Source organism: Colwellia sp. SU-HH01217, from assembly GCF_057543495.1.
Genome location: NZ_BAAJLX010000013.1, coordinates 84,288 through 108,863 on the forward strand (window position 1 = coordinate 84,288; position 24,576 = coordinate 108,863).

22 protein-coding genes are annotated in these 24,576 nt (G+C 36.4%); 17 read left to right on the plus strand and 5 right to left on the minus strand.

The window, feature by feature from the left end; genetic code table 11:
• The 3 genes from AC27G3_RS14715 to AC27G3_RS14725 form a co-directional block, all read right to left on the minus strand.
• Positions 1 to 267 carry a late competence development ComFB family protein gene (locus tag AC27G3_RS14715; protein WP_487122805.1) on the minus strand — a complete coding sequence of 89 codons (267 nt, stop codon included), beginning with the start codon at positions 265 to 267 and terminating at the stop codon, positions 1 to 3.
• A gap of 159 nt (positions 268 to 426) precedes the next feature.
• Positions 427 to 1,047, minus strand: a complete 621-nt coding sequence (locus AC27G3_RS14720; protein WP_487122806.1) for a primosomal replication protein — start codon at positions 1,045 to 1,047, stop codon at positions 427 to 429.
• A gap of 3 nt (positions 1,048 to 1,050) precedes the next feature.
• Entirely contained in the window at positions 1,051 to 1,824 is a 774-nt protein-coding gene (locus AC27G3_RS14725; RefSeq protein ID WP_487122808.1) for a TSUP family transporter, read from the minus strand.
• 627 nt (positions 1,825 to 2,451) lie between these two features.
• On the opposite strand from AC27G3_RS14725, the gene AC27G3_RS14730 reads away from it, so the two are divergent.
• The gene (locus AC27G3_RS14730; RefSeq protein ID WP_487122810.1) at positions 2,452 to 5,313 is read left to right on the plus strand and encodes a TonB-dependent receptor plug domain-containing protein; all 2,862 of its coding nucleotides are present in this window, start codon (positions 2,452 to 2,454) and stop codon (positions 5,311 to 5,313) included.
• 132 nt (positions 5,314 to 5,445) lie between these two features.
• Entirely contained in the window at positions 5,446 to 6,939 is a 1,494-nt protein-coding gene (locus AC27G3_RS14735) for a tetratricopeptide repeat-containing sulfotransferase family protein (RefSeq protein ID WP_487122812.1), read from the plus strand.
• A gap of 15 nt (positions 6,940 to 6,954) precedes the next feature.
• Here the strand turns inward: AC27G3_RS14735 and AC27G3_RS14740 are convergent, their stop codons facing one another.
• Positions 6,955 to 8,775, minus strand: a complete 1,821-nt coding sequence (locus tag AC27G3_RS14740; protein WP_487122814.1) for a 2OG-Fe(II) oxygenase family protein — start codon at positions 8,773 to 8,775, stop codon at positions 6,955 to 6,957.
• Positions 8,776 to 9,489: 714 nt separating this feature from the next.
• Here AC27G3_RS14740 and AC27G3_RS14745 point away from each other — a divergent pair.
• The 7 genes from AC27G3_RS14745 (at position 9,490) to AC27G3_RS14775 (ending at position 16,202) form a co-directional block, all read left to right on the plus strand.
• Complete coding sequence (locus tag AC27G3_RS14745) at positions 9,490 to 10,269, plus strand: DUF3450 domain-containing protein (protein ID WP_487122816.1); 780 nt, start codon at positions 9,490 to 9,492, stop codon at positions 10,267 to 10,269.
• Positions 10,269 to 11,618 (plus strand): MotA/TolQ/ExbB proton channel family protein, encoded by a 1,350-nt coding sequence (locus AC27G3_RS14750; protein WP_487122818.1) that lies wholly within the window; start codon positions 10,269 to 10,271, stop codon positions 11,616 to 11,618. Before AC27G3_RS14745 ends, AC27G3_RS14750 begins: the two co-directional genes overlap by 1 nt.
• On the plus strand, positions 11,618 to 12,142 hold the full coding sequence (locus AC27G3_RS14755; protein ID WP_487122819.1) for a MotA/TolQ/ExbB proton channel family protein: 525 nt from the start codon (positions 11,618 to 11,620) through the stop codon (positions 12,140 to 12,142). Before AC27G3_RS14750 ends, AC27G3_RS14755 begins: the two co-directional genes overlap by 1 nt.
• A 12-nt stretch (positions 12,143 to 12,154) precedes the next feature.
• A complete protein-coding gene (locus AC27G3_RS14760; protein WP_487122821.1) occupies positions 12,155 to 12,559 on the plus strand; it encodes an ExbD/TolR family protein in 405 nt (134 codons plus the stop codon).
• Positions 12,560 to 12,562: 3 nt separating this feature from the next.
• Positions 12,563 to 13,177 (plus strand): TonB family protein, encoded by a 615-nt coding sequence (locus AC27G3_RS14765; protein WP_487122823.1) that lies wholly within the window; start codon positions 12,563 to 12,565, stop codon positions 13,175 to 13,177.
• A gap of 3 nt (positions 13,178 to 13,180) precedes the next feature.
• A complete protein-coding gene (locus AC27G3_RS14770; RefSeq protein WP_487122825.1) occupies positions 13,181 to 14,425 on the plus strand; it encodes a tetratricopeptide repeat protein in 1,245 nt (414 codons plus the stop codon).
• A gap of 208 nt (positions 14,426 to 14,633) precedes the next feature.
• Positions 14,634 to 16,202: a tetratricopeptide repeat-containing sulfotransferase family protein gene (locus AC27G3_RS14775; RefSeq protein WP_487122827.1), complete on the plus strand. Its 1,569-nt coding sequence runs from the start codon at positions 14,634 to 14,636 to the stop codon at positions 16,200 to 16,202.
• Positions 16,203 to 16,233: 31 nt separating this feature from the next.
• On the opposite strand, the gene AC27G3_RS14780 is transcribed toward AC27G3_RS14775, so the two are convergent.
• Complete coding sequence (locus tag AC27G3_RS14780; RefSeq protein WP_487122829.1) at positions 16,234 to 17,178, minus strand: tRNA-dihydrouridine synthase; 945 nt, start codon at positions 17,176 to 17,178, stop codon at positions 16,234 to 16,236.
• 185 nt (positions 17,179 to 17,363) lie between these two features.
• Between AC27G3_RS14780 and AC27G3_RS14785 the strand changes: the two genes are divergently transcribed.
• The 8 genes from AC27G3_RS14785 to htpG all read left to right on the plus strand — a co-directional run bounded on the left by AC27G3_RS14785 (position 17,364) and on the right by htpG (position 24,562).
• Complete coding sequence (locus AC27G3_RS14785) at positions 17,364 to 17,765, plus strand: HvfA family oxazolone/thioamide-modified RiPP metallophore (protein ID WP_487122831.1); 402 nt, start codon at positions 17,364 to 17,366, stop codon at positions 17,763 to 17,765.
• Positions 17,766 to 18,069: 304 nt separating this feature from the next.
• Complete coding sequence (locus tag AC27G3_RS14790; protein ID WP_487122832.1) at positions 18,070 to 18,192, plus strand: hypothetical protein; 123 nt, start codon at positions 18,070 to 18,072, stop codon at positions 18,190 to 18,192.
• 21 nt (positions 18,193 to 18,213) lie between these two features.
• Positions 18,214 to 18,597, plus strand: coding sequence for a response regulator (locus tag AC27G3_RS14795; protein WP_487122834.1), 384 nt, complete (start codon positions 18,214 to 18,216; stop codon positions 18,595 to 18,597).
• 47 nt (positions 18,598 to 18,644) lie between these two features.
• Positions 18,645 to 19,196 carry an adenine phosphoribosyltransferase gene (gene apt / locus AC27G3_RS14800; protein WP_487122885.1) on the plus strand — a complete coding sequence of 184 codons (552 nt, stop codon included), beginning with the start codon at positions 18,645 to 18,647 and terminating at the stop codon, positions 19,194 to 19,196.
• Positions 19,197 to 19,204: 8 nt separating this feature from the next.
• Entirely contained in the window at positions 19,205 to 21,346 is a 2,142-nt protein-coding gene (dnaX, locus tag AC27G3_RS14805; protein WP_487122836.1) for a DNA polymerase III subunit gamma/tau, read from the plus strand.
• 118 nt (positions 21,347 to 21,464) lie between these two features.
• A complete protein-coding gene (locus AC27G3_RS14810; RefSeq protein WP_487122887.1) occupies positions 21,465 to 21,788 on the plus strand; it encodes a YbaB/EbfC family nucleoid-associated protein in 324 nt (107 codons plus the stop codon).
• Between the two features lie 75 nt (positions 21,789 to 21,863).
• Entirely contained in the window at positions 21,864 to 22,469 is a 606-nt protein-coding gene (gene recR / locus AC27G3_RS14815) for a recombination mediator RecR (RefSeq protein WP_487122837.1), read from the plus strand.
• Positions 22,470 to 22,621: 152 nt separating this feature from the next.
• Entirely contained in the window at positions 22,622 to 24,562 is a 1,941-nt protein-coding gene (gene htpG, locus AC27G3_RS14820; RefSeq protein ID WP_487122838.1) for a molecular chaperone HtpG, read from the plus strand.
• The last annotated feature ends 14 nt before the right edge of the window (positions 24,563 to 24,576 follow it).

Consider the following 24,576-nt stretch of genomic DNA (forward strand, 5'->3'; position numbering starts at 1 on the left):
TTAATCCGTAGGGTGACTCTTCATAAACTCTAGCCCTTTGCTAACCGCAACTTTAACTTTGCTTTCCATTTCAAATCGCTCAGATGCAGGTAAATAAAAAGCCATGTCTACTTCGTGACGAATATAACGAGTAGGTAATTGGTTTAAAACAATACAAATCAAGTCAGAAATAAAGTCTTGTTCGTATTTATCTTCGAATTTAGCGTTTTCAAAGTGTTGAATGACTAATTTTTCATAATAATTATGGATATCATCTGAAATTTTCATTAATTACTCTTAACTGAATTACGTTTCATTAAAGCCTAACCCGAGTCTGTTAGAAAAGCTAATTTTTCTTTAAGATTATATTTTAACTGATAATTTCTAATGATTTTTATTGGAAGGGGGTCTTTACCTAACCAGTTATTTATATCTAGGATATAAAACTTAACGCTTCTCAGAAAATTCAATATCACGCTCAATAATCGAAATAGCTTTTCGACAGCGTCCTAAACGTTGATGGATAACTAATACTTGTTGAGAGAATTTTTGTCTTTGGTTTTGCTGACAGTTTGCTAAAAGCCGCTCTTGTTCATTGAGCATCTCTATTAACCGCCTTTCAAACTCATGATGCTCAGAGAGTTTTTGATATAGCGCTTGAGATGACTGAATGACATTTTGAACAGATTGTTTTAATTGACGGGCTTTGATTGAACTTATTTTCATATCCAGATGAATTTGAGCATCTTCAAGCATGGTTTGATTCGCACTTAAAGCGGTTACTATTGCTTGTATTTGATGTTCAACTTTTTCTAATGAAGCAGAAGATAACTCTTTTTGTTTTGCATGTATTAAACGAGATAAGCTCGAAACATTTCTATTTATTTCATTGATGTAGTCTTGAAACTGTTCACTGTCTGTTGAAAATAGTTGGCGAGAAAAGATAGGATTGTTCTCTATCATTTTATGCGCTTTATGCAACGCATTATTTTGATCAGCAATAACCGCTTTATCATTTAATTCTTTAAGTATATTGCGTAGACGAGCAATGCTTAGTTCATTAAGCATTGCTTAACTCCATGCATGGTAAGTAAGGTTGATAGACATAACAAGCACAACACAGATAAAGACAGGTCTAATAAATTTATTACCATATTTAATTGCTGAGCGTGCACCAATCCAAGAGCCTATCATAATAAAAATTCCCATAGAAAGGCCAAGTAGTACGTTGACATACCCTAAGTAAATAAAGGTTAATAATGAACAAAAGTTACTGACAAAATTTGTCGAGCGAGCTAGCCCTGAGCTTAATAGAATATTGATCTTATATAAAGCTGATGAAGATGCCGTCCAAAAAGCACCTGTACCAGGCCCAGCAACACCATCATAAAAACCTAAGATTAACCCTTGAGACAACTGTTTTTGAGTCAGTTTTTTGCTTTTCTCAGGCAAGTTTAATTGTTCATTATTTAAATTTTTAGCAAATAATGCATAAATACCAGTAAGAACAATAATGATAGGTAACACCTTATCTAAAAACTCAGTACTAAGGTGGCTGACGATAATTGTACCTAAAACAGCACCTATTGCGGTTGATATAATAGAGTACTTCCAAAATACAGGGTTAAATAGCCTCTTTTTATAAAATGTAAAAGACGCAGTAAAAGAGCCAAAAGTAGCCGCTAACTTATTAGTGCCTAAAGCTATGTGCGGCGGTAAACCAGAAGTGAGGAGGGTAGGAACGGTAAGCATACCACCACCACCTGCTATCGCATCAATAAAGCCCGCAATAAGGCCTATGCCGCATAATATTAGCCACATAGAAATATCTAAAACAGGTTCCATAGCTTCCCCAGAAAAATTGATGGCGGATTGTAACACACTAGTAGTTCAACAAAAGATTGTTCTGTCATTAAATATTTTTAGATTACAAATTGTTTACAAGTTAATGCTGTTTTTTGTCACTTTATCTTTACGTTAACGATAGGTTTGTTTTTATGTTATTGATATAAATAGATTATTTGTTTTTGATGTATACGTTTCTAGTTGCATGTCAATTTTTTTTTGAAAATTTCATCTTATTGAAAAATATAATTATTTAATTATTCCTTGTTTTGTGTGTGAGTTACATTCTACAGAAAACTAGAATGTGTAAATATATTTTTTTAAAAGTGATTGTTATTATTTTATTTCTTTTATATCAATATGTTAATGTTTATTTGTTAGTTGTTTTTAATTCGTCTAATTGTGTCTATATATTTCTAAATGTTAAAAACTTTGCCAAAAAGTTATAAATGGTATTGACGGTTTTGCTCAATTGAGTTTACTATCATACTCGACAGATCAGGTCTTAGACCGTTTATTACGAAAGCTACAAGGCAAAATAGTCTTGAGTTTATAAGTAAATTACAAAATGAATAATTTTGTATTTATAAAACAAACCAAATCACAAATGTGATCCAGGGAGTAAACATGTATAACAATAGTAAAGTAGCTAAAGCTATCCGTATGGCCATGATGTTTGGTGCAGGTACTGTAGCAACAATGGCGGCTCCAACTTTCGCAGCAGAAGTTGGCGATGTTGAAGAGATAGAAAAAATTCAAGTTACAGGTTCACGTATCAAACGTACTGATATGGAAACTTCTAGCCCAGTACATGTTACAAGCGCTGAAGAAATTAAACTTTCAGGCTTTACACGTGTAGAAGACTTACTAAACAGTTTGCCACAAATCGAAGCATCAAATACTGCTTACGATTCTAACGGCGCAACAGGTACTGCGAGTGTTGATTTACGTGGTATGGGTACAAGCCGTACTTTAGTACTAATTAACGGCCGTCGTATGCAACCAGGTGGCGTATATTCTCAAGCCCCTGATATTAACCAAATTCCAGCTGCACTTGTTAAGCGTGTAGAAGTATTAACAGGTGGTGGTTCTTCAACTTACGGTGCAGATGCTGTAGCCGGTGTTGTTAACTTTGTAATGGATACCGATTTTGAAGGTTTAGAATTTACAGTTGGTGCTTCTGGTTACCAACATGATAATGATAACTCTTACATCCAAAATCTAATGGATGAGAAAGATTTTGAATACCCTACAGGCAGTAGTGGTATTGATGGTAAAACGTATAACTTTGACTTAGCGCTTGGTGGTGATTTTGCTGGTGATAAAGGTCATGCTGTAGCTTATGCAACTTACCGTAAAGTTAATGAATTACGTCAAGGTGACCGCGATTACTCTTCTTGTGCACTAAGCGCAAGTGGTCAAAGTTGTGGTGGTTCTGGTAATGCTGTAGTTCCTAACTTCTACCTAGGTGGTGTTGATCCAGTAACAGGTGCAATTGACTGGAATAACTTTAGCAACTTTGTAACTCTGTCTCCTGATAGTAACTTCGAAGATTCAGTGGGTAATTTATACAACTATGCTCCAGTAAACCACTTTATGCGCCCTGATGAACGTATTACTTTTGGTACTTTTATCGACTACGAACTTAACGACAATGCTGCTATTTATTTAGAAGCAAGCTACATGAATGATAAAACTGTTGCTCAAATTGCTGAGTCAGGTACATTCTTTAACGAAGCTTACATTTTACCTGTTTCTCAGTTAAATCCATTACAGCAACAGTTTGTGTCTGATAACTACGGTTACGGTCCTGATGACAAGTTTGCGACATACATTGGTAAGCGTAATACGGAAGGTGGACCTCGTTCAAGTAACTTAGAACATAACTCATTCCGCGTTGTTACAGGTGTTCGTGGCGATATTAACGACAACTGGGCATACGATGCTTCTTTCCAATATGGTAAAACGTCTTCATCAGCGGCTTACTTAAATGATTTCTTTGCTCCTCGTATCGCAACAGCGGTTGATGATGAGCTTTGTGCTGCTGACGCTGACTGTATCCCTTATGATGTATTCACTTATCAAGGCATTACTGCAGAGCAAGCTGGTGCATTAACAGGTACTGCGATCTTAACGGGTGACACAACAGAGTTAATCGTTAACGGTTTTGTAACTGGTGAACTAGAAGACTTAATCATTCCTACAGCAGATACACCTATCGCTGTTGTATTTGGTGCTGAATACCGTGAAGAGAAATTCTCTCGTTTATCTGATGAAGTATTCGCCAAAGGCTTGTTATTAGGCCAAGGTGGTGAAACAGTTAGTATCGTAGGTGAGTACGATGTTGCTGAGATTTTTGCAGAAGCAAGTATTCCACTAGTTGAAGATGCATTTCTTGCAGAAAGCTTAACACTTGAATTAGGTGGTCGTTATTCTGATTACAGTACTTCAGGTGCTGAGCCAACATACAAACTAGGTTTAGACTGGTCTCCTATTGAAGATTGGATGTTCCGCGCAAGTTATAACCGAGCGGCCCGTGCTCCAAACGTAGGCGAGTTATTCTCTCCTCAAAGTACAGGTTTGTGGGGTGGTACTGATCCATGTTCAGGCGCTAACCCAGAACAAACTGCCGCACAATGTGCTAATTCAGGCGTAACTGCTGCACAATACGGTAATATTTCAGCTAGTCCTGCTAGCCAATATAACGGTGTATTCGGTGGTAACCCAGATCTACAACCAGAAATTGCTGACACTATTACTTTAGGTGTTGTTGCTAACCCATTTGAAAACTTTAACTTCTCAGTAGATTACTGGGACATCCAGTTAGACGACGTAATTGGTACAGCAAGCCCAGAATTAACAGTTGAGCAATGTGGTTTAACAGGTGATGCTGCTTATTGTGACAATGTTACTCGTTCAAGTGCTGGTAGCTTATGGATTGGTACTGCTGGTAACGTTCAAGCAACTAACATTAACCTTGCAAGCCGTCACTGGACAGGTGTAGATTTAACGGCTAACTACGTACTTGAAGGTTTAGGCGGAACTTGGACAACAAGTGTTGTGGGTACTTACATGCTTACTAAAGAGTATGAAGAAGTTCCTGGTTTCCCTGATGCTACTTACGACTGTACTGGCACTATTGATAACGGTTGTTATGCACAACCAGAATGGCGTCACACTGCTAAGCTATCTTACGATATGGATACTTTCTGGGCAGTTACCGCTGTTTGGAGATACTACGGTGAAGTATCTTACAGCGAAGGTACTGACTTATTAGTAGGCGATGGCATTAGTGCACAAAGCTATATCGATTTAAAAGCTGCGTTTGATGTAAATGATCATGTTGGCGTTTTAGTTGGTATGAACAACGTGTTAGATAAAGAGCCACCAATGGTAGGCGGTTCATTATCTACTAACGGTAATGCTGTTGTAGGTTTCTACGACACATTAGGTCGTTACTTACATGCAAGTGTAACTGTTAAGTTCTAAAATACTTAACGGGTAATAATAAAACGATGAGCGAAAGCTCATCGTTTTTTTTTGTGAAAAAAAGATTGAAACATTAAATTGTGATAAATTGATTTGATGACGTTGTATGTATTCGATAGGCTAATTTGACTAATGTTAAAAGAAATAAATGCGTTAAAACAACTCGTGATTACAAACCCTAAAAACACACAATTTGTTAATCAACTCGCTAATTTATACGCTAGAAGCAAAGATTGGCATAATGCAGCTCTTTGTTACGAAGGGGCAATTAAAAGCAATGGAAAAGACGCAGAAATGTATTTTAATCATGCTTATTATTTAAGGTTTTGTGAGAAATACGAACAAGCGATAGAACAATACAAGTATGCTCTTTCATTAGGAATTTCTGGCGCTGAAGAAGTCTATTTAAACATAGGGGTTATTTATTCTGACTACTTACGATTAGAGGACAAAGCCAAAGAAGCGTTATTAGCGGCATTAGCCATTAACTCGAATTACATTCCAGCTTTATATAATTTAGCCAATTTATATGAGGATGAAGGTAATAAAGAAAAAGCGCTTGAATTGTTTGAAAAAGTCATCGCTATAAGCCCTCAAAGTTATGATGCGCTTGCAAGGATTGCGCATATCAAAAAATTTAGTCAAACATCAGATGATGTGATCCAAAAGCTTGAATGGGTCATTAAGCACCAGCAAATAGATATATCGACTAAAATTAATATCTATTATGCTTTGGGTAAAGCTTACGATGACTGTAAAGATTATAGTAATGCGTTTAAAAATTATCAGCTGGCAAATAGCGAAGATAAAAAAACATTGTCAGAATATTCTATGAAACGCCAAGAGTGCTATATAAACGAGATAATAACAACCTTTGAACAAGCGTTTTTTAAACAGCTTCCGGTTATTTCTGAAGCCTCACCTGTATTTATCTGTGGTATGTTTAGATCTGGATCGACTTTAGTTGAGCAAATCTTAGCATCTCATCCTCAAGTAGAAGCAGGAGGAGAAATTGAATTTTTTATCAGGTTGGTTAGCAAAGAGTTTTCGCCTTTTCCGCAGTCGTTGCTTGAAAAGTCGATAGAAGAATATAAAAAAGTGGCATCCGCTTACCTTGAATTGTTATCTAAATGTTTTCCAGGAAGTAACTTAGTTATTGATAAAAGGCCTGAGAACTATCTTTATATTGGATTAATTAAAGCACTGTTTCCCAATGCAAAATTTATTCAAACAGAGCGTAATCCTTTAGATAACTGCTTATCCATATATTTTTTACGTCTAGGCAACCGAATGAATTATGCTACGGATCTGAAAAATATTTCTCATCAATACAAATTGCAAGACTCGATAATGCAGCATTGGAAATTAAAATACCCTGAGTCAATTCATACCATTAACTACGACAAGTTAATTAAGCAACCAGAAATGGAAATTAGAAAGTTACTCGAATTTTCAAACTTGTCTTGGAATGATAACTGTTTAGCTTTTCATGAAGTTAAAAATAAAGTAAAAACAGCAAGTGTTTGGCAAGTAAGACAACCACTTTATAAGTCTTCTTCAGGCCGATGGGAAAACTATAAGAATTTCCTTCAACCACTGATGGATGAGTTTTCCCTTGTTCCTTAAAAAGTAAAATACACGTTATAGGTTAGGTTGAATATCGCCAGATACTGTAATCCGTGTGTCATTAGTATTGGTAGGATATGTACCATGCCACATATAACTGGGGAAAAAAACACAGTCAGCTTGCTTAGGACAATATTCAAACCCGATATGCTCTCTATTGCCTAAATCCAGTGATGTTTCACCGAATTTTATCCAACCCGCTTTAGTGGGATCCTCAGCATTAAAATGTTCAGGTACATCAATATATGTCGGGCCAGAAATCCATCCCTCGGGATGGATATGGTTAGTGTGAAAACCTTTGTTGTTTAATAAAACAGACCATAAGCCTTGAGCTACAAAACTGTTATTAGTTTTTGATAACAAAGGATGAGAGGGATCAAAAGGGAGACTCTCTATATAGGCTTTAGCATTGATATTAATTGCCGCTCTTAACTCTTGAATGATAGGCGCAGAATTAAGTGAGAGATCACCAGATGTTTGACTTCCACCAACCACACTTTGATCAAGTGGTCGTTTATTAGTTTTATGAAGCTGAGTTAAAAATGTTTTTAATTCATCAAAAAAATGTTCATTGTTGTCATAGTGACTAGGAGCTTTAATAGGTTTAATAGCAATAAACTGTTGATAATTATTTAGCCAGTGTTCTCTTTCATCTTTTAATAATCGCCAACAAATGCCTTTGTAAGCCCAAACTTCTTGGTTATTAGGTGCAAAATTACCGGCAATTTCTAAATGCGTTAACGCATCGCTATAGTTTTGCTGTTTAATGAAAATATTAGCCATATCAATTCTAAAACGTACATTAGACGACTCTTGTTTAATTGCACCAGCGATAAGCGATTCAGCGTCGCTTTGATTAATATTTTGTCTGATATATACACTTGCAAGTGCATGGCAAAGTTGAGCTTGTGGTCCAAATATCTTAATCCCTTGATTGAGCACATCTTTGGCTTGTTCAAAATCTTTAGCCAAAATCAACTGTGCAGCATAAGAAAAATGCATAGTTGGGGACGGAGCGGCATTAGATTTAATATAAGTGCTGTAAGAGGTTAAAAAATCGGAGTTTTTTGACTGCTCCCAATAAAGGTTGTTTATTGTTTCATGAGCTAAAACATAATCAGGCCGTAGTTTTATTGCTTTTTTTAGTGAAGTTTCGGCAAGTTCCAGCTGACCGTTGTCATAATATGCACAGCCACTATTTAAATGAAATTCAGGAAACTGATCTCCTTGCGCTTTAATTCTATCATAGCAGTTAATCGCTTTTTCTGGTTGGCCAATTATACGATAGGTAATGCCTAAGTCATGCCAGCTATAAAAGTTATTTTCATCAATGCTTATCGCTTTTTCAAAAGCAGCTATAGCTAAATTATATTGTTTTAAATGTTTATGGGCACTACCTTTGGCATGGTAAAACTGAGCGATTTTGTCAGAAATCTTAATGGCCTTTTTGATAACTTCAAGTGCTTTATCATATTGAGCCAATTGAATAAGTGATAAAGACCAATTGTATAATACATCTAAATTAGTGGGCGCGAGTTGATGTGCTGTATCAAACTGAATAAGTGCTTCATTTGAGCGATTAGCTTGGTTTAAAAATAACGCAAAGTTTAACCGCACCATTGGAAGCTTTTCGTTTGCTGCAATACTACTAAGAAAACACTTTTCAGCCTCAACTGCATTGTTACTATTTTTGTATATCAATGCCAATAAATATAGTGTTTCTGGTTGATTAGGCACAGACTTAAGAATGTTTTGACAAATGCTAGCCGCTTGTTGGTAATTTCCTGATTGAAAATGAGCTACAGCTTGTTCATGCTGGTTAAACAAATTTGTCATTTTAATTCTCGTCCTTTTTTATATTTTGAGCACTTATTTTTGTACTGGTTAAGAGGAGGGGAGCGATTAGTCTAAATACAATAAGGCGAGATGTATAATGTAATTTGTTTAATTTTGGATAAAAAGACTTTATGACCTATTTATAGGTAAAAAAATTAGTTGTTATTCAGGTCAAAATAGACTTTATCTATCGTGTATTAAGGGATAACTATACATTTTAAACAGTCGATAAATATAATCGTTGGCTCATAAAGTAGCGTGATCCATCATTGCCAGTTAAAGCATTAACTCTAATTTTGATTTGTTAAAAAATGATTAATTAATGGAGGTTAAACGAACAATCAGTAAATAATTATGCAAAATAATGAAGTATTATATAATTAAGTTTGACTTACTACGAAGTAATTAGTAAAACATACCGTAGCAATTTATATCTGTCTATTGGTTATAATTGTTTAAGTAATAATCAAAAAGAACCATGAGCCTCTTTTTTCTGTAGAAATAATGCTATTAACCATGATATTTTTTATTTATTACTGGGTTTTAAAAAAATAAATCGTCATTTTAAGTCTCACCTTGACAGTTAGGCTGTCGTTTGGGAATATTGGTTAGTTGTATTCTAAATAAATATACACTTAAAAATATGGCAGATTTGTAAATTTGCGGTAACAATACTAATTGTTATCAAAGTTAAATAGCATATGGTTGGGAACTATGTCGAAAGTAAACAAGAAAAGCCTTATCGCCTCTGCGATCGTTGGCGCACTTGCATTAGCTGGTAGCAATATTGCTGCAGCAGATGCTTTAACTGATCTTCAAAAAGCTGAAGCCTCTATCTTTAAAGATGCTGCTAAGTCACAAAAGAAAATCGATAGTATCTATGAGCAAACAGTTGATTTGTTAGGTGAATATCGTAATGTTGTTGACGAAGCAGAAGTTTTAAAAGGCTATAACGATCATGTTCAACGCATGGTTAATAGTCAAAAAGAAAACATTGCTTCTTTACAAGAACAAATTGATGGTATCGATAAGATCAAACAAGGTGTTGTACCTTTGATGTATAAAATGATCGAAACCTTAGAAAAGTTTGTTGAGCTAGACGTACCGGTAAATCTAGAACGTCGTCAAGAGCGTATTGAAGCATTACGTACTGTAATGGACGATTCAAACGTAACAACGTCTGAGCAATTTCGTTTAGTACTTGAAGCATATGAGATTGAAGCCGGTTACGGCAACATCTTTGATGCATATCAAGGTGAGCTAGATTTAGGCGACCGTGTAATTACTGCTGACTTCGTACACATGGGTCGCGTTGCATTATTAGCACAGTCTTTAGACTTTAAACATGCTTGGGTATGGAATAACAATACACGTGCATGGGATGAGTTAGGTGAAGAGTACTTTAAACCTATTCGTGATTCTATCGCGATGGCTCGTAAACAACTTCCAATGGATTTAACTAAATTACCAGTATTTGCAGCAGGAGCAAAATAATGAAAAAAGTTATTAATTTTGTAATGCTTGCCACGTCATTAACGGCAGGTTTTGTTGCAACAACCAATGCTAACCAATTAGATGACCTATTAAAGCAAGTTAAAGCTGACCGTGTGTCTGAAGCTAAACTTGATAAAAAACGTGAAGCAGAGTTTTTAGCTGCCCGTGCTGACAAACAAGCTTTATTAACTAAAGCTAAAAAAGAACTAGCTCGCCAAAATGCTCGTAACGATCGTTTAACTAAAGAGTATGCAGCTAATGAAATTACATTAGCGCAAAAGTCAGTTGAACTTGATACTGCGCAAGGTACATTAGGGCAAATGTTTGGTGTAAGCCGTGGTGCTGCTGCTGATGCATATGGTGCAATCACAACTTCACTCGTTAGTGCTGAATTTCCTGGCCGTGGTGCTGTTTTAAGTAAAATCGCTAATTCTAAAAAGATTCCTTCATTAGAAAACTTAGAAGAATTATGGTTTGCTCTTCAAACAGAAATGACAGAGTCAGGTAAAATTTCTCAATTTACTGCTGATGTTAACCAACTAGACGGTTCTACAACGTCTGAAACCATTACACGTATTGGTACGTTTAACTTAGTTTCTGATAGTGGTTACTTAAACTACAATGATAGTTTAGGCCTAGTTCAGCCGCTAGCTAAGCAACCAGCAAGCCACATTACTAGTGCTGCCAAAGAGTTCTTTAATACGACTTCTGGTTATGCACCTGTTTATATCGATCCTTCACGTGGCGGTATTTTAGCCCTTGAAACGCGTAAGAAAACAGTAATGGAATTCTACCATCAAGGTAAAGAAGTTGGTTATGTAATCACTGCATTATTAATCATCGGTTTCTTAATTGCACTTGAGCGTATGATTGTACTTTCTAGCATGCAGTCTAAAATGAATGCACAACAGAAAAACCTTTCAAATCCAAATGCAAACAACCCTCTTGGTCGTTTGTTAAAAGTTTACCAAGAAAACAAAGATGTTGATGCTGAAACACTTGAGTTAAAACTTGATGAGGCTATTTTACGTGAATCACCAGTCGTTGACCGTGGTATTAACTTAATTAAGATGTTTGCAGCTATGGCGCCACTTCTTGGTTTATTAGGTACGGTTGTTGGTATGATCATGACCTTCCAAACGATTACGTTGTTTGGTACAGGTGACCCGAAAATTATGGCAGGTAACATCTCACTTGCACTAGTAACCACTGCATTAGGTTTGATTGCTGCACTTCCATTAATTTTAGTACACAGTGTTGTTTCTTCAAAAGCAAAAGCTGTACTTCATAAGTTAGATGAGCAAAGTGTTGGCCTTATCGCTGAACTTGCAGAGAAGGAGTCTCAATAATGTTAGCCCTGATAGAGCTTTGGGAATCTGTCAGGAGTTTTCTAGCGACCGGCGGTGATGTTTTATACTTCGTTGCCGTAGCTCTCTTTTTGATGTGGATGTTAATGGTTGAGCGTTATTACTTCCTTAATAAAGAATATCCATCTATACGAGAAAAGATTGTGACTCGTTGGGATTCTCGTGAAGATACCACTTCATGGTATGCACATCGGATTAGAGAAACTTGGATTTCCGAAGCAAATGAAATGCTTGATAAAAATATGCTCACGATTAGAACTTTAGTGGCAATGTGTCCATTAATAGGTCTATTAGGTACTGTAACCGGCATGATTGGTGTATTTGAAACCATGGCTGAACAAGGTACAGGTAACCCAAGATTGATGGCCGCAGGCATATCAATGGCGACAATACCTACAATGGCAGGCATGGTTGCTGCATTGTCCGGAGTGTTTTTTAGTTCAAGACTAGACGCTAAAGTTAAAATGGCAAAGGCTAAACTGGTAGACAGTTTACCTCATCACTAGAGAGAAATTCGAATGGCACGTAAACGTATTCGTGAAGAAGAAGAAGCAATGATTGATATGACACCGATGTTAGATATCGTGTTTATCATGTTGATATTCTTTATTGTAACGACCTCTTTTGTTAAAGAAGCAGGTATTGAAGTAAATAAACCTAAAGCGGCTAACCAAACCAAGCAAAAAAACGCCAACATTTTTGTTGCTGTTAAAGACACTGGTGATATTTGGTTAGATAAACGTCGTGTAGACATTGAGCTTGTAGGATCAACTATTGAGAAATTATTGGCTGAACAACCAACTGATGTTGTAATCATTCAAGCTGACAAAGCCGCTAAACATGGCGATGTTGTTGAAGTAATGGATGCAATCAAAGCAGCGGGTAGTAATCTAAGAATCTCAATTGCTGCAGCAAAGGGGTAGTCTATGGTTCGCTTTTTAGTATCAGTACTACTAGGCGTAGCAGTAACTTTTGGATTATTTGCTTTTATGGCTTTCCTTGTCGCTAGTGGAGACAGAAGTCAAGAAAAGCAATTAGAAAATATAATCGTAGAAGTTAATACTACGCCACCTAAATCGTCAGTTGAAACGCGTCAGCGCGTTCCGCCGCCGCCGCCGCCGCCGCCAAAAGCGCCGCCGAAAGCACAGGCACCTGAACCAGAAGCAAGTAATAATAACGGTGGTATTTCGTTTAATTTACCCGGTGTTCAATTAGCGGGTGCTTCAAGTGGACTTTCTGCTCCAGGCGCAGGTTTTGGTCGAGATGGCGAAGCTACTCCTATCGTTCGTATCGAGCCTAAGTATCCAATACAGGCAGCTCGAGACGGAAAAGAAGGTTGGGTTAAACTGTCATTTAGTATCAATGAAATTGGCGGTGTTGAAGACGTTCAAGTTATTGAAGCGCAGCCAAAACGTGTTTTTGATAAAGAAGCTAAAAGAGCATTGCGTAAGTGGAAATACAAACCTAATGTTGTTGATGGCAAACCACAAAAACAAACAGGGCTTACAGTTCAGTTAGACTTTAAAATGTCAGGAGGGTAAATAATGATGAATAAATTAGTAACTTCCTTAGTTTTATCGCTTTCTTTAATTGCAATTCAAATGCCAATGTCTGCAGAGGCAGTGGGTGCAGAAAAAGAAAAACGTAAAACTCAACTGGTGAGTCCAAGTGTCGGTAAAAAAGTAGCTAAAGCGTTTGAAGCTTACACTGCTGAAGATATCGATGGTGCTATGGTTATACTGAAAGATATTTCAGCGAGCAAAGTATTTGATAAAGCTTATGTTACTCGTTTTCTTGCCGTTATGTACGCGCAAAAAGGTGATGAAGTAAACTCTATTAAGTATTTAAAAGAAGCAATTGAGCCTGATATCCTTAATGAAGGTGATCAAGGTGAAGCAATTAAGCTTTTAGCTGATTTACAAATGCAAACCAAAGACTATAAAGCTGCGTTAGCTAATTTTAAAAAGTGGATGGAGTTTACTGGTAAAGAAGACGCCAATACTTATGTTAAAGTTGCTCAAGCTTATTATGAGCTACGTCGTTTAGATAAAATGATTGAGCCAGCGGATAAAGCCATTGCTCTTTATGGAGATAAACATAACCAAAACCCTTACATCTTAAAAGTTACGTCATTTTACGAACGTAAAATGTATAAAGATGCGGTAAGCGTTTTGGAAACTGTTTTACAAATTTTTCCAGAAAAAGCTCAATGGTGGACTCAGTTAGGTATGTTTTATCTACTCGTAGAAGACTATGAAAAAGGTGTTCAAACGTTAGATTTAGCTTATAAGCAAGGGTTTTTAACTAAAGAGTCACAAATTAAGACGTTAGCAAGTCTGTATTCTCAAAACGAAGCACCTTATAAAGCTGCAACGTTATTAGAGAAAAATATTGCTTCAGGCGTTGTTACAAGAGACGATAAAAACCTGTCAATTGTGGCGAATGCTTGGCATGCATCACAGCATATTGATAAAGCAGCTAAGTATTATGGTGAACTTGCGAAAATGACTGGCGACGCCAAGCATTACCGCAAGCAAGGTATGTTACTTAAGCAAGATGAGCAGTTTTCTGCTGCTATCAAAGCTTTTGATAAAGCAATCGAGCTTGGCATCAAAGATACAGGTAAAATTTACCAAAGTATTGCTGAGTCATATTTTTATCTTGAGAAGTATAAGCCTGCTTATGCAGCGATTAAAAAGGCTATGAAAGATCCTAAGTCACGTAAAGCGGCAAGGGGTTGGGTAAGCTTTATTAAAGATACTGCACAACGTAAAAATGTAGCTATTTAATATTAATTAAATAGTATGCATCAAAAAAACCAGCTTCTAGCTGGTTTTTTTATATTTAAATTAAAGCTGATATTAAAAACTCGGCTATTTTTTCAGAACAACAATGGACCCGTTAATTAATATTACAATCATTTGTACATTTTCTTGATATTTGAATGTTTAAACTAAAAACAGTAAACTGCAAATCCTTTTTAAAAATGGGTATATCATGTCAAACCACAGTATTCAGCAGGGCATGCAGCTGCTAGCACAAAATCGTCTTATTGAAGCACAGAAACTCAAAAATATATTATTAAAGCAACAACCTAAAGTTGGAGCTGTTCATTATTTTTCAGCAGAAGTTTCGTTAGCTGAGGGAGACTATGATAACGCATTGGTGCATTTAGATAACGCACTAGCAATAGAGCCCACACAATCTTTTCTAAACCTTAAAAAATCAGAGATTTTACTAGGCTTAAAGCGTAGGAAAGTCGCTCGAGAGTTTGCAGATAAAGCTGCTAATTATGAGCCCAAAAATCCTCATTTAATTTCCGGTGTCGCGAATATTTACTCTTTATGTGATGATCACCAAGGTGCTGAAAATTATTGGATTCAAGCTGTAAATATGGCTGAAGATAATCCTCAATATTTATTTGAATTAGCAAAAAATCAATTTTATCTGGGTAAAATGGATAAAGCTGAAAATTATCTCAATCAACTTTTATTGATAAGTCCAACTAACGGGGCTGCCTTGCATTTACGTTCACAACTGAAAAAATGTACATTATCAGCTAATCACATATCACAACTCAAAGAAATTGCAGAACAAACTAGTCTTAGTTGGAGTGATAATATGCATTGTCAGTATGCATTAGCAAAAGAGCTAGAAGATATAGGCGAATTTAAAGACTCGTTTAGCGCACTCGAAATTGGTGCGAAATTACGTCGTAGTCATCTTCAAGTTAATGTTAAAAATGAAATAGCTAATATGCAAGATATGGCTAAGTTTATAACCTCTGATAAACTTAAAAAAGCAAGTAAAGGTAACCCATCTGAAGCTCCTATTTTTATTATAGGAATGCCACGAACCGGAACGACACTTGTAGAACGTTTGTTATGTAACTCCAAAAATGTGAAGTCGGCGGGAGAAACTTCTGATTTTAATTTAGCAATGAGCGCTGCGGTTAATAAACAACAAACAATGCAATCATCAACTCTTTCTGGTTTTAATGCTGCTTTGCAGATAGATTTTAATAAGTTAGGAGAAGCGTACCTAAATAGTGTCCAACAATTAATTGGGCAGTCTACTTACTTTATTGATAAACTTCCTTTTAATTACCTTTATTGTGGTTTGATAAAGCAGGCACTTCCAAATGCTAAAATAATTCATTTGGTTCGAGATCCAATGGATACTTGTTATGCTATTTATAAAACTTTATTCCACCAGGTATATTCCTTCTCATATGATCTTGATGAGTTAGCTGAATACTATATTGCCTATCGTCAACTAATGGAACATTGGCAAAATACCTTGCCGGAGCAAATCTTAGATGTTCATTACGAAGACTTAGTCTCTAATCCTGATGAAACTGTACAAAGGATTTATCAACACTGTGGTTTAGAGTTTAAAGCGCAATCTCTCGCTATTGAAGAAAGTAAAACACCCTCTTCGACGGCAAGTGCAGCACAAATACGTCAGCCAATTTATACTAGTTCATTGAATAAGTGGCGACAGTTTGAAAAGCAACTATCACCTTTAAAAGAAAAGCTTGAAAAATCGGGGTATTTACTTAATTAGTAGATTAATTTAAGAGTTATAACTTACTTTCTTAGCGACAAAGGTGGATGAGCCTTAATATCTCATCTTTGTCTTTAAGAGGTTTGATCTTTTCAAATAAATCGTTAGCTTGATGATAATTAAGTCTTAAATATCTTAACCATTGTTTTAATCTACTGGAAAAATAAAAGCTTTTATTACCATTTAATTCTAATTCGCAAAATGTTAATAGTAATAAAGACATTTTCTCCCAAGGTAATGGTGCAACATTATCTTTAATAACTTGGCCTAAATTTGGTAGAGCTAAAATACCTCTCGCTAACATTAAATGATCAGTTTTAGCCTGCTCCATACAGGCTATTGCATCTTTTTTCTGCCAAATTTCCCCGTTAGCGACTAAATCTATCGACACTTTATTACTAATTTCTCCTATGTAGTGCCAATAGGCGGGTGGTTTATAGCCGTCTTTTTTTGTTCTTGCATGTACGGTTAATAAATTAGCGTTTGACTGAACAATTGCATCTACGATCTCATTTAATAAACTTGTATCATCAAATCCTAATCGTATTTTTACTGAGAGTGTTTCCTCGCCGATCGCTTTTTTTACACTTGACGTGATTTGATAAATATCTTCAGGGGTTTTTAAAAGCGCAGCACCCCCTTTACTTTTATTTACTGTTTTAGCTGGGCAGCCAAAATTTATATCCACACCATGAGATCCTAATTCTATTGCACGTACAGCATTTTCTGCCATCCAAGGGGGATTTTGCCCTAATAACTGAACACGAATTGGGGTTCCAGAAGAGGTTAATCCTTTAAACTTTAATTCGGGGTTAACTTTATAAAAGATATGCTTAGGAATAAGTTTATCAACAACACGAAGAAATTCAGTAATACATAGATCAAAATGGTTAATACTGGTGAGCAAGTCTCGCATTAATGGATCAATCACTCCTTCCATCGGAGCTAAAATTAACTGCTTTACTTGTTTGGTCATTATCTTGAGGTTACTTCTGGATGAGATACTTAAAAAATTGGTTGATTTTAGTCATCCTTTGAGACAATAGCGAGTAGTTAAAATTATTTATTACTTTTTTGAAATTTTTTTTATCACTTGATGGTCTTATTAAAAAATAATATAACTATAGATGTACTGTCTAACAATAAATAAAAGGAAATAACATGAGTATTATTAAACAACTTTCAATTACAGCACTAGCGGGCCTTTTGGCTTTATCTGCATTTACTAGCGTTTCAGTGAAAGCTGAAACTAATCCATTTGCTAATCAAGAGTTAATGACCGTGGTGAGTATGGATGATAAAGCCAAAAGTAAATGTGGGGAAGGTAAGTGCGGCGAAGGCAAAGCAAAAGCCAAAGGGAAATGTGGCGAAGGTAAGTGTGGTGAAGGCAAAGCAAAAGCCAAAGGGAAATGTGGTGAAGGTAAGTGTGGTGAAGGCAAAGCAAAAGCCAAAGGAAAATGTGGCGAAGGTAAGTGCGGTGAAGGTAAAGCAAAAGCCAAAGGAAAATGTGGTGAAGGCAAGTGTGGCGAAGGAAAAGCCAAAAGTAAAAAATGTGGTGAATAAAAAACGCCCTGAAATTAACGAAAAAAACGGATTAATTTCCGTTTTTTTATAATTAAAATTAACTGTTTTAATTTCTTATCGTTTACTTTTTTGCATTATACTAATTTCATTTATCAGATAATCTACTTTATATGCGGGAAACGGCCAACTATTGCGTTATTTTAATAGTAATAATGGGCACATAATTTTTTAGATTGGCATTACTTTTAAAATACCTACTTGTTCTAGATCAAAAGTCTATTAAAAAACCTTTCTTTAGGCTAAAATGCGCGCCATTCATTTTGAAGAATAGGAGAACAAGCAGATGTCACACAATGAAGACTTTAAAGATACCTCAACAATAGGTCATTTACTTACTGCCTTTTTGGTTTTATTCGCTATGCCATTACTGCCTATGCTTATGGGCTGGTTTACCATTCTTAAATAGCAGTTAAATAAAAGAAGTTATATGAATATATTAGTGGTTGATGATAAACAGTCTGTACTTAATGCCTTAACAGATATGTTAACAACAAGTGGTTATAATGTTCAAACTGCTTGTAATGGTTTAGATGCCTTCGAAAAGTCTCAGCAGTTCAGCTTTGATTTGTTTATCATCGACCATTTAATGCCGATCATGAATGGTTTGCAATTAAGTAAAAATTTACGTCAGCAAGAAAAATCAGCCAAAACACCTATACTTTTTATAACCACGCAAGATTTTGAAAGTGTGAGCAGTTTAGCTGAAGCGTCACTTTTTAATGCCATTCTAACTAAGCCTATCAACCAAGAAAAACTTATTGATCAAATTTTATTGTTAGACAATCAAAATATCCAACGGCAATCACTATAAAATTACTCTAAATTGCTTTATTCTTTAGTCATATTACATTTTGATTAATTATTATGACAGACCAACAAATTACTCTTCTAAAAAATGCCATTCATACTATTGAAAATTACCCTTGTGAAGGCGTAATGTTTCGCGATGTTACTGGCATTTTAGACAACGCCGATGCCTTTGCATTAACCATCAAATTATTAGCAGAACAATATCAGGGACATGGTTTTACCAAAGTTGTTGGCACCGAAGCGAGAGGTTTCTTGTTTGGTGCTCCGTTAGCGTTAGCGTTAGGTATTGCATTTGTTCCGGTTAGAAAGCCAGGAAAATTACCGCGTGAAACAATCGCCGAACATTATGAGCTTGAATATGGCCAGGATACCTTAGAGATTCACTGTGATGCATTAACTGCAGACGATAATGTTTTAATTATTGATGATTTACTCGCTACTGGCGGTACCATTGAAGCAACAACAAAATTAATTCGTCGTTTAGGAGCTAAAACTAATACGGCAGGTTTTGTGATTTCTTTACCAGATCTTGGTGGTGAACAGCGTTTAGTTGATATGGGGCTTACCGTCTCATCATTGCTACAATATAGCGGAGAATAAGAATAAGCATGAGCTATCAAGTTTTAGCAAGAAAATGGCGGCCCAAGAACTTTGAACAGTTAATGGGGCAAGAGCATGTAGTTACAGTACTGGTTAATGCGCTAGCACAACAACGTTTGCATCATGCTTATCTATTTACTGGCACAAGAGGTGTCGGTAAAACTACCATTGCTCGCATTTTTGCTAAAAGTCTTAATTGTGAAACGGGTATTACGGCAACGCCATGTGGTCAATGTGATGTTTGTGTTGATATTGATCAAGGTCGATTTGTCGACTTACTTGAAATTGATGCCGCGTCACGTACAAAAGTTGACGATACACGAGAGATCCTTGATAACGTACAATATGCACCAACCCGTGGTCGCTATAAGGTTTACTTGATTGATGAAGTACACATGCTTTCGCGAAGTAGTTTTAATGCCTTATTAAAAACATTAGAAGAGCCACCGGAACATGTTAAATTTATTTTAGCAACAACCGATCCTCAAAAACTCCCGATTACTGTTTTGTCCCGCTGTTTACAGTTTCATTTAAAAGCGTTGACTGTCAAACAAATAGAAGCAAAGCTAGAAGAAATTTTAGCAGCAGAGCAAGTGAGTCATGACAATGGAGCTATAACCCTTTTAGCTAAAGCTGCAAGGGGTAGTATGAGAGACTCACTAAGCTTAACGGATCAAGCTATTGCCCAAGGTCAAGGCAGTATTTTATTTGCCAATATTCAACAAATGCTTGGTGGTATTGATCAAAATTGGGTCTATAAAATTCTTATTGCCTTGATTAAGCAAGATAGCCAAGGATTAATGACATTATCGTTAGAAATTGCAACTTATGCGCCCAACTATAATCGTCTATTTGCCGAACTTATACAGCTATTACATCAAGTCGCTATGTATCAAGTGGTTAATCACCACCTTGAACTCTCAGTAGAGCATGCCAATTTAATTAAGAAATTTAGCCAAACAATGTCAGCTGAAGATATTCAGTTGTATTATCAAATTGCATTGAATGGGCGTAAAGACTTACCTTATGCCGCTGATGAGCAAGCAGCCTTTGATATGACGCTATTAAGGTTGTTAGCATTTAAGCCTATGAAAGCTGACGACTGTATTGAAGTTGGAAGTGATAACGTACAAGGAGTAAAGGTTGATTTTGATGAAGATACCCTAAAAGCATCTCAAATAACCCAAGCGGCAACAACGCAGGCTCCAAATACTTATGCTCAAAAAACAGAGCCTCAAGTTGTCGCTCAAGAGAGCATTACTTATGAAGAAAGTGCTCAAACGCAAAAAGCTCATGAAGCTGAAGATATTATTACTGAGTCAAAGCAAGAGCCAGAAGCTGATCCTATCCTGACACAAGTTGAAAGTAGTCATGAGACTATTGACTCTGATTTGCCGCCGGAACCATTAGTTAGACAGGTTAGTGATAACAGCCCATCGAGTGAGACAGAAATTAGCTCTGAAGCTGAAACATCTATTGAAAGCAAGGTTGAAACCAATGCTGAGCCTAATGATTTTGAAAAGGCCGAGAGTGATAACCCTGTTGATTCAATTTTAGCGACACGAAATATGTTACGTAGTCGGAAAAAACAAATGGTACAGCCGGTAAAAAAGTCTGATGACGCAGCAACGCGTCAACAAACAGAAATAGAGCAAGCCCGGCAAGCAGAAAAAGCTAAAAAGCAAGCGAGTGTACCAGATGTTAATTCGATACCCGCCAAACCATTTACACCTGAAGTTATTGATCCTGCTAAAGTTAAACTGGCAAATCAAGTAGATAAATGGGCAAATATGATCGATGCAATGGCATTAAATGGTCGGTTAAGGCAACTAGCTATTCATGCCACTATAAGTGAAGATTCTACTGACGATAATTTGGTTTTAAAACTTGATCAAGCAACTAAACACTTGAAAACAGAGAATGCTCAACAACAACTCGAACAGTTTATTTCTCAGTATTTAAGTAAAAAGGTCACTGTTGATGTTATCACCGTTGAAAAAACAGTCGCAGATCCTTTTCAAATACAATCACAAATTAATGATAAGCGATATGACTATGCTAAAGAGCTATTGTTAAGCGATGAAATAGTCGTTAAATTTCAAGAAAATTTTCAAGCAGTGATGGATGAAACCACTATAGTTGCCCGCTAATATGAATAAAATGTCGTACAGTGCAGACGAGTTCTTCTTGAATTTAACTGAATTTACCTCTATGGTGACGGCATTAAATAAAGAATCAACCTTGTAGTTTAGAATTGGAGAAAAAGTGATGAAAGGTGGTATGGGAAATTTAATGAAGCAAGCTCAGCAAATGCAAGCCAAAATGCAGAAAGCGCAAGAAGAGTTAGCTCAAATGGAAGTTACCGGTGAGTCAGGTGCTGGTTTAGTTAAAGTGATCATGACAGGTAGTCACAGTGTTCGTCGTGTAAATATAGATGAAAGCTTATATGAAGACGATAAGGAAATGATTGAAGATTTAGTTGCCGCTGCTTTTAACGATGCAGTGCGCCGCGTAGAAGAACAAAATAAAGAGAAAATGGGTTCACTTACTGGCGGCATGCAATTACCACCAGGGATGAAAATGCCTTTCTAGTAAAACTAGCGACTATCTATTTTCTAACAGGTAGTCGCCTTCTTCTTTTATCTTAGCTTACCTTGAAAACTACCTATGAAATTTAGCCCTCTTGTACAAGAATTGATCGACTCATTGCGTTGCCTACCTGGCGTAGGTTCAAAAACAGCACAACGAATGGCTTTTCATTTATTAGAGCGTAATCGTCGAGGAGGAGATAAGTTAGCGCAAACCCTTGCTTTAGCAATCGATAAAGTAGGGCATTGCCAGCAGTGTCGTAACTTTACTGAAGAAAGTATATGCAATATTTGCCAAAGCCCTAAACGTCAGTTCGGCGAAACATTGTGTATTGTAGAAGGTCCTGCTGATGTCATTGCAATTGAGCAAACTGGAGAGTTTCAAGGTTTGTATTTTGTTTTAATGGGACATTTATCACCAATCGATGGTATAGGTCCTGAAGATTTAGGGCTCGACACATTAGATACACAATTATCTAAGGGGCAATTTAAAGAAATTATTCTAGCGACTAATCCAACGGTAGAAGGGGAAGCAACAGCACATTACATTGCAGAGCTTGCCCAGCAATATAACATCAATATTTCACGTATTGCTCATGGTGTGCCTATGGGGGGCGAGCTTGAGTATGTTGACGGGAACACTTTATCCCATGCTCTTAACGGTCGGAAAATTTATCAACCATAGTTACCTTTATTATTACCTTTATTAAGGTGAAGTATAGATAAACGCGCTATAAAAATTCCACGTCAATTTTTCATTTTCCCTTGAAAAAAATTTATCACCCCCCACAATTTAATTATCAAATTATTTTATTCGTATAATTAGGAAAAATTCATATGTCTGATACTGGCCAACCAGAAGTTCACGGTTTTCAAACCGAAGTAAAGCAATTACTTAAATTGATGATCCATTCACTTTATTCTAATAAAGAAATTTTTCTTCGTGAATTAGTATCAAATGCTGCTGATGCAGCAGATAAATTACGTTTTAAAGCATTGTCTGATGCAAGTTTATTTGAAAATGACAGCGAGTTACGCGTACGTGTTAGCGCTGATAAAGAAGCGAATACTGTGACTATTTCAGATAACGGTATTGGTATGAACCATGATGATGTTATTGCTCATTTAGGTACGATTGCAAAATCAGGCACAGCTGAATTTTTTAATAACTTGTCAGGTGATCAAGCAACAGACTCTCAATTAATTGGTCAATTTGGTGTTGGTTTTTATTCAGCTTTTATTGTTGCTGATAAAGTAACTGTACGTTCTCGTGCAGCGGGCACCGCCGCTAATGAAGGTGTTGAATGGACTTCTGAAGGTGAAGGTGAATTCACAACTGCCGCTATAGAAAAAGCAAGTCGCGGTACTGACATTATTCTTCATTTAAAAGAAGAAGAAACTGAGTTTGCTGATGAGTGGCGTTTAAAGTCAATCGTGACTAAATACTCAGATCATATTTCTGTATCGGTTGAAATGTTAACACCAGAAGTTGCTGAAGTTGCAGAGAGTGAAGGGCCAGATGGCGAAAAGATCCCAGCACAACCAGCTGTACCTGCACAATGGAACCCTGTAAATAAAGCGACAGCGCTTTGGACGCGTGAAAAAGCAGATGTTTCAGACGATGAATATAAAGAGTTTTATAAACATGTATCACACGACTTTACCGATCCTCTTTTGTGGGCGCATAACCGTGTAGAAGGTAAAACTGAATACACAAGTTTGCTTTATATCCCAACAAAAGCTCCTTTTGATATGTATAACCGTGAAAAACAGCATGGTTTAAAACTATATATTCAACGCGTGTTTGTTATGGATGATGCTGAACAGTTCATGCCTACGTATTTGCGTTTTGTTAAAGGCTTACTTGACTCAAACGATCTTCCGTTAAACGTATCTCGTGAAATTTTACAAGACAGTAAAGTAACACAAGCTATTCGTAAGGGTTGTACAAAGCGTGTATTAGGCATGTTAGAAAAGCTTGGCAAAAATGATGAAGACAAATATCAAACTTTCTGGAATGAGTTTGGTCAAGTACTTAAAGAAGGCCCAGCTGAAGATATGGGTAATAAAGAACAAATTGCTAAACTATTACGATTTGCTTCTACTAACAATGATTCTAGCATGCAAAGCGTTTCTCTTTCTGATTATGCGGAGCGTATGAAAGAAGGACAAGATAAAGTTTATTATGTGGTTGCAGACAGTTTTGAAGCGGCTAAAAACAGCCCTCACTTAGAAATTTTCCGCAAAAAAGGCATTGAAGTATTACTACTATCTGATCGAATTGATGAGTGGTTAGTAAGTCACTTAACTGAATTTGATGGTAAACAATTACAATCTGTTACGCGTGGTGGTTTAGATCTGGGTAAGATGGATGATGCTCAAAGCAAAGAAGCTCAAGAGAAACTAGAAGAAGAGTTTGATTCTGTAGTTACACGCATTAAAACGGTATTAGAAGGTAAAGTGAAAGATGTTAAACTTTCACAGCGTTTAACAGACTCTCCTGCATGTATTGTTACTGATGAGCAAGATATGAGTAGCCAAATGATGAAATTAATGCAATCTGTTGGTCAAGAAGTACCTGAAACTTTACCTATTTTTGAAATTAATGGTGAACATCAATTAGTAAAACACTTGGCGGATGAACAAGATGAAGATAAGTTTAAACAATGGAGTGATGTATTGTTTGAACAAGCCATGTTAGCTGAACGTGGTAGTCTGAAAGACGCATCTGGCTTTGTAGGTCGTTTAAATGCACTTATGTTAAGTTTGACTAAATAACGAGTCATTTTATT

What these genes read in the sequence shown, in the direction of transcription:
- AC27G3_RS14795 (WP_487122834.1), top strand. Translation starts at nt 18,214, where the DNA reads ATGAATATATTAGTGGTTGATGATAAACAGTCTGTACTTAATGCCTTA.
- AC27G3_RS14765 (WP_487122823.1), top strand. Translation starts at nt 12,563, where the DNA reads ATGGTTCGCTTTTTAGTATCAGTACTACTAGGCGTAGCAGTAACTTTT.
- recR (WP_487122837.1), top strand. Translation starts at nt 21,864, where the DNA reads ATGAAATTTAGCCCTCTTGTACAAGAATTGATCGACTCATTGCGTTGC.
- AC27G3_RS14755 (WP_487122819.1), top strand. Translation starts at nt 11,618, where the DNA reads ATGTTAGCCCTGATAGAGCTTTGGGAATCTGTCAGGAGTTTTCTAGCG.
- AC27G3_RS14780 (WP_487122829.1), bottom strand. Translation starts at nt 17,178, where the DNA reads ATGACCAAACAAGTAAAGCAGTTAATTTTAGCTCCGATGGAAGGAGTG.
- AC27G3_RS14730 (WP_487122810.1), top strand. Translation starts at nt 2,452, where the DNA reads ATGTATAACAATAGTAAAGTAGCTAAAGCTATCCGTATGGCCATGATG.
- AC27G3_RS14715 (WP_487122805.1), bottom strand. Translation starts at nt 267, where the DNA reads ATGAAAATTTCAGATGATATCCATAATTATTATGAAAAATTAGTCATT.
- AC27G3_RS14785 (WP_487122831.1), top strand. Translation starts at nt 17,364, where the DNA reads ATGAGTATTATTAAACAACTTTCAATTACAGCACTAGCGGGCCTTTTG.
- AC27G3_RS14750 (WP_487122818.1), top strand. Translation starts at nt 10,269, where the DNA reads ATGAAAAAAGTTATTAATTTTGTAATGCTTGCCACGTCATTAACGGCA.
- AC27G3_RS14790 (WP_487122832.1), top strand. Translation starts at nt 18,070, where the DNA reads ATGTCACACAATGAAGACTTTAAAGATACCTCAACAATAGGTCATTTA.
- AC27G3_RS14735 (WP_487122812.1), top strand. Translation starts at nt 5,446, where the DNA reads ATGTTAAAAGAAATAAATGCGTTAAAACAACTCGTGATTACAAACCCT.
- AC27G3_RS14720 (WP_487122806.1), bottom strand. Translation starts at nt 1,047, where the DNA reads ATGCTTAATGAACTAAGCATTGCTCGTCTACGCAATATACTTAAAGAA.
- AC27G3_RS14760 (WP_487122821.1), top strand. Translation starts at nt 12,155, where the DNA reads ATGGCACGTAAACGTATTCGTGAAGAAGAAGAAGCAATGATTGATATG.
- AC27G3_RS14810 (WP_487122887.1), top strand. Translation starts at nt 21,465, where the DNA reads ATGAAAGGTGGTATGGGAAATTTAATGAAGCAAGCTCAGCAAATGCAA.
- AC27G3_RS14740 (WP_487122814.1), bottom strand. Translation starts at nt 8,775, where the DNA reads ATGACAAATTTGTTTAACCAGCATGAACAAGCTGTAGCTCATTTTCAA.
- htpG (WP_487122838.1), top strand. Translation starts at nt 22,622, where the DNA reads ATGTCTGATACTGGCCAACCAGAAGTTCACGGTTTTCAAACCGAAGTA.
- AC27G3_RS14725 (WP_487122808.1), bottom strand. Translation starts at nt 1,824, where the DNA reads ATGGAACCTGTTTTAGATATTTCTATGTGGCTAATATTATGCGGCATA.
- AC27G3_RS14745 (WP_487122816.1), top strand. Translation starts at nt 9,490, where the DNA reads ATGTCGAAAGTAAACAAGAAAAGCCTTATCGCCTCTGCGATCGTTGGC.
- AC27G3_RS14770 (WP_487122825.1), top strand. Translation starts at nt 13,181, where the DNA reads ATGATGAATAAATTAGTAACTTCCTTAGTTTTATCGCTTTCTTTAATT.
- AC27G3_RS14775 (WP_487122827.1), top strand. Translation starts at nt 14,634, where the DNA reads ATGTCAAACCACAGTATTCAGCAGGGCATGCAGCTGCTAGCACAAAAT.
- dnaX (WP_487122836.1), top strand. Translation starts at nt 19,205, where the DNA reads ATGAGCTATCAAGTTTTAGCAAGAAAATGGCGGCCCAAGAACTTTGAA.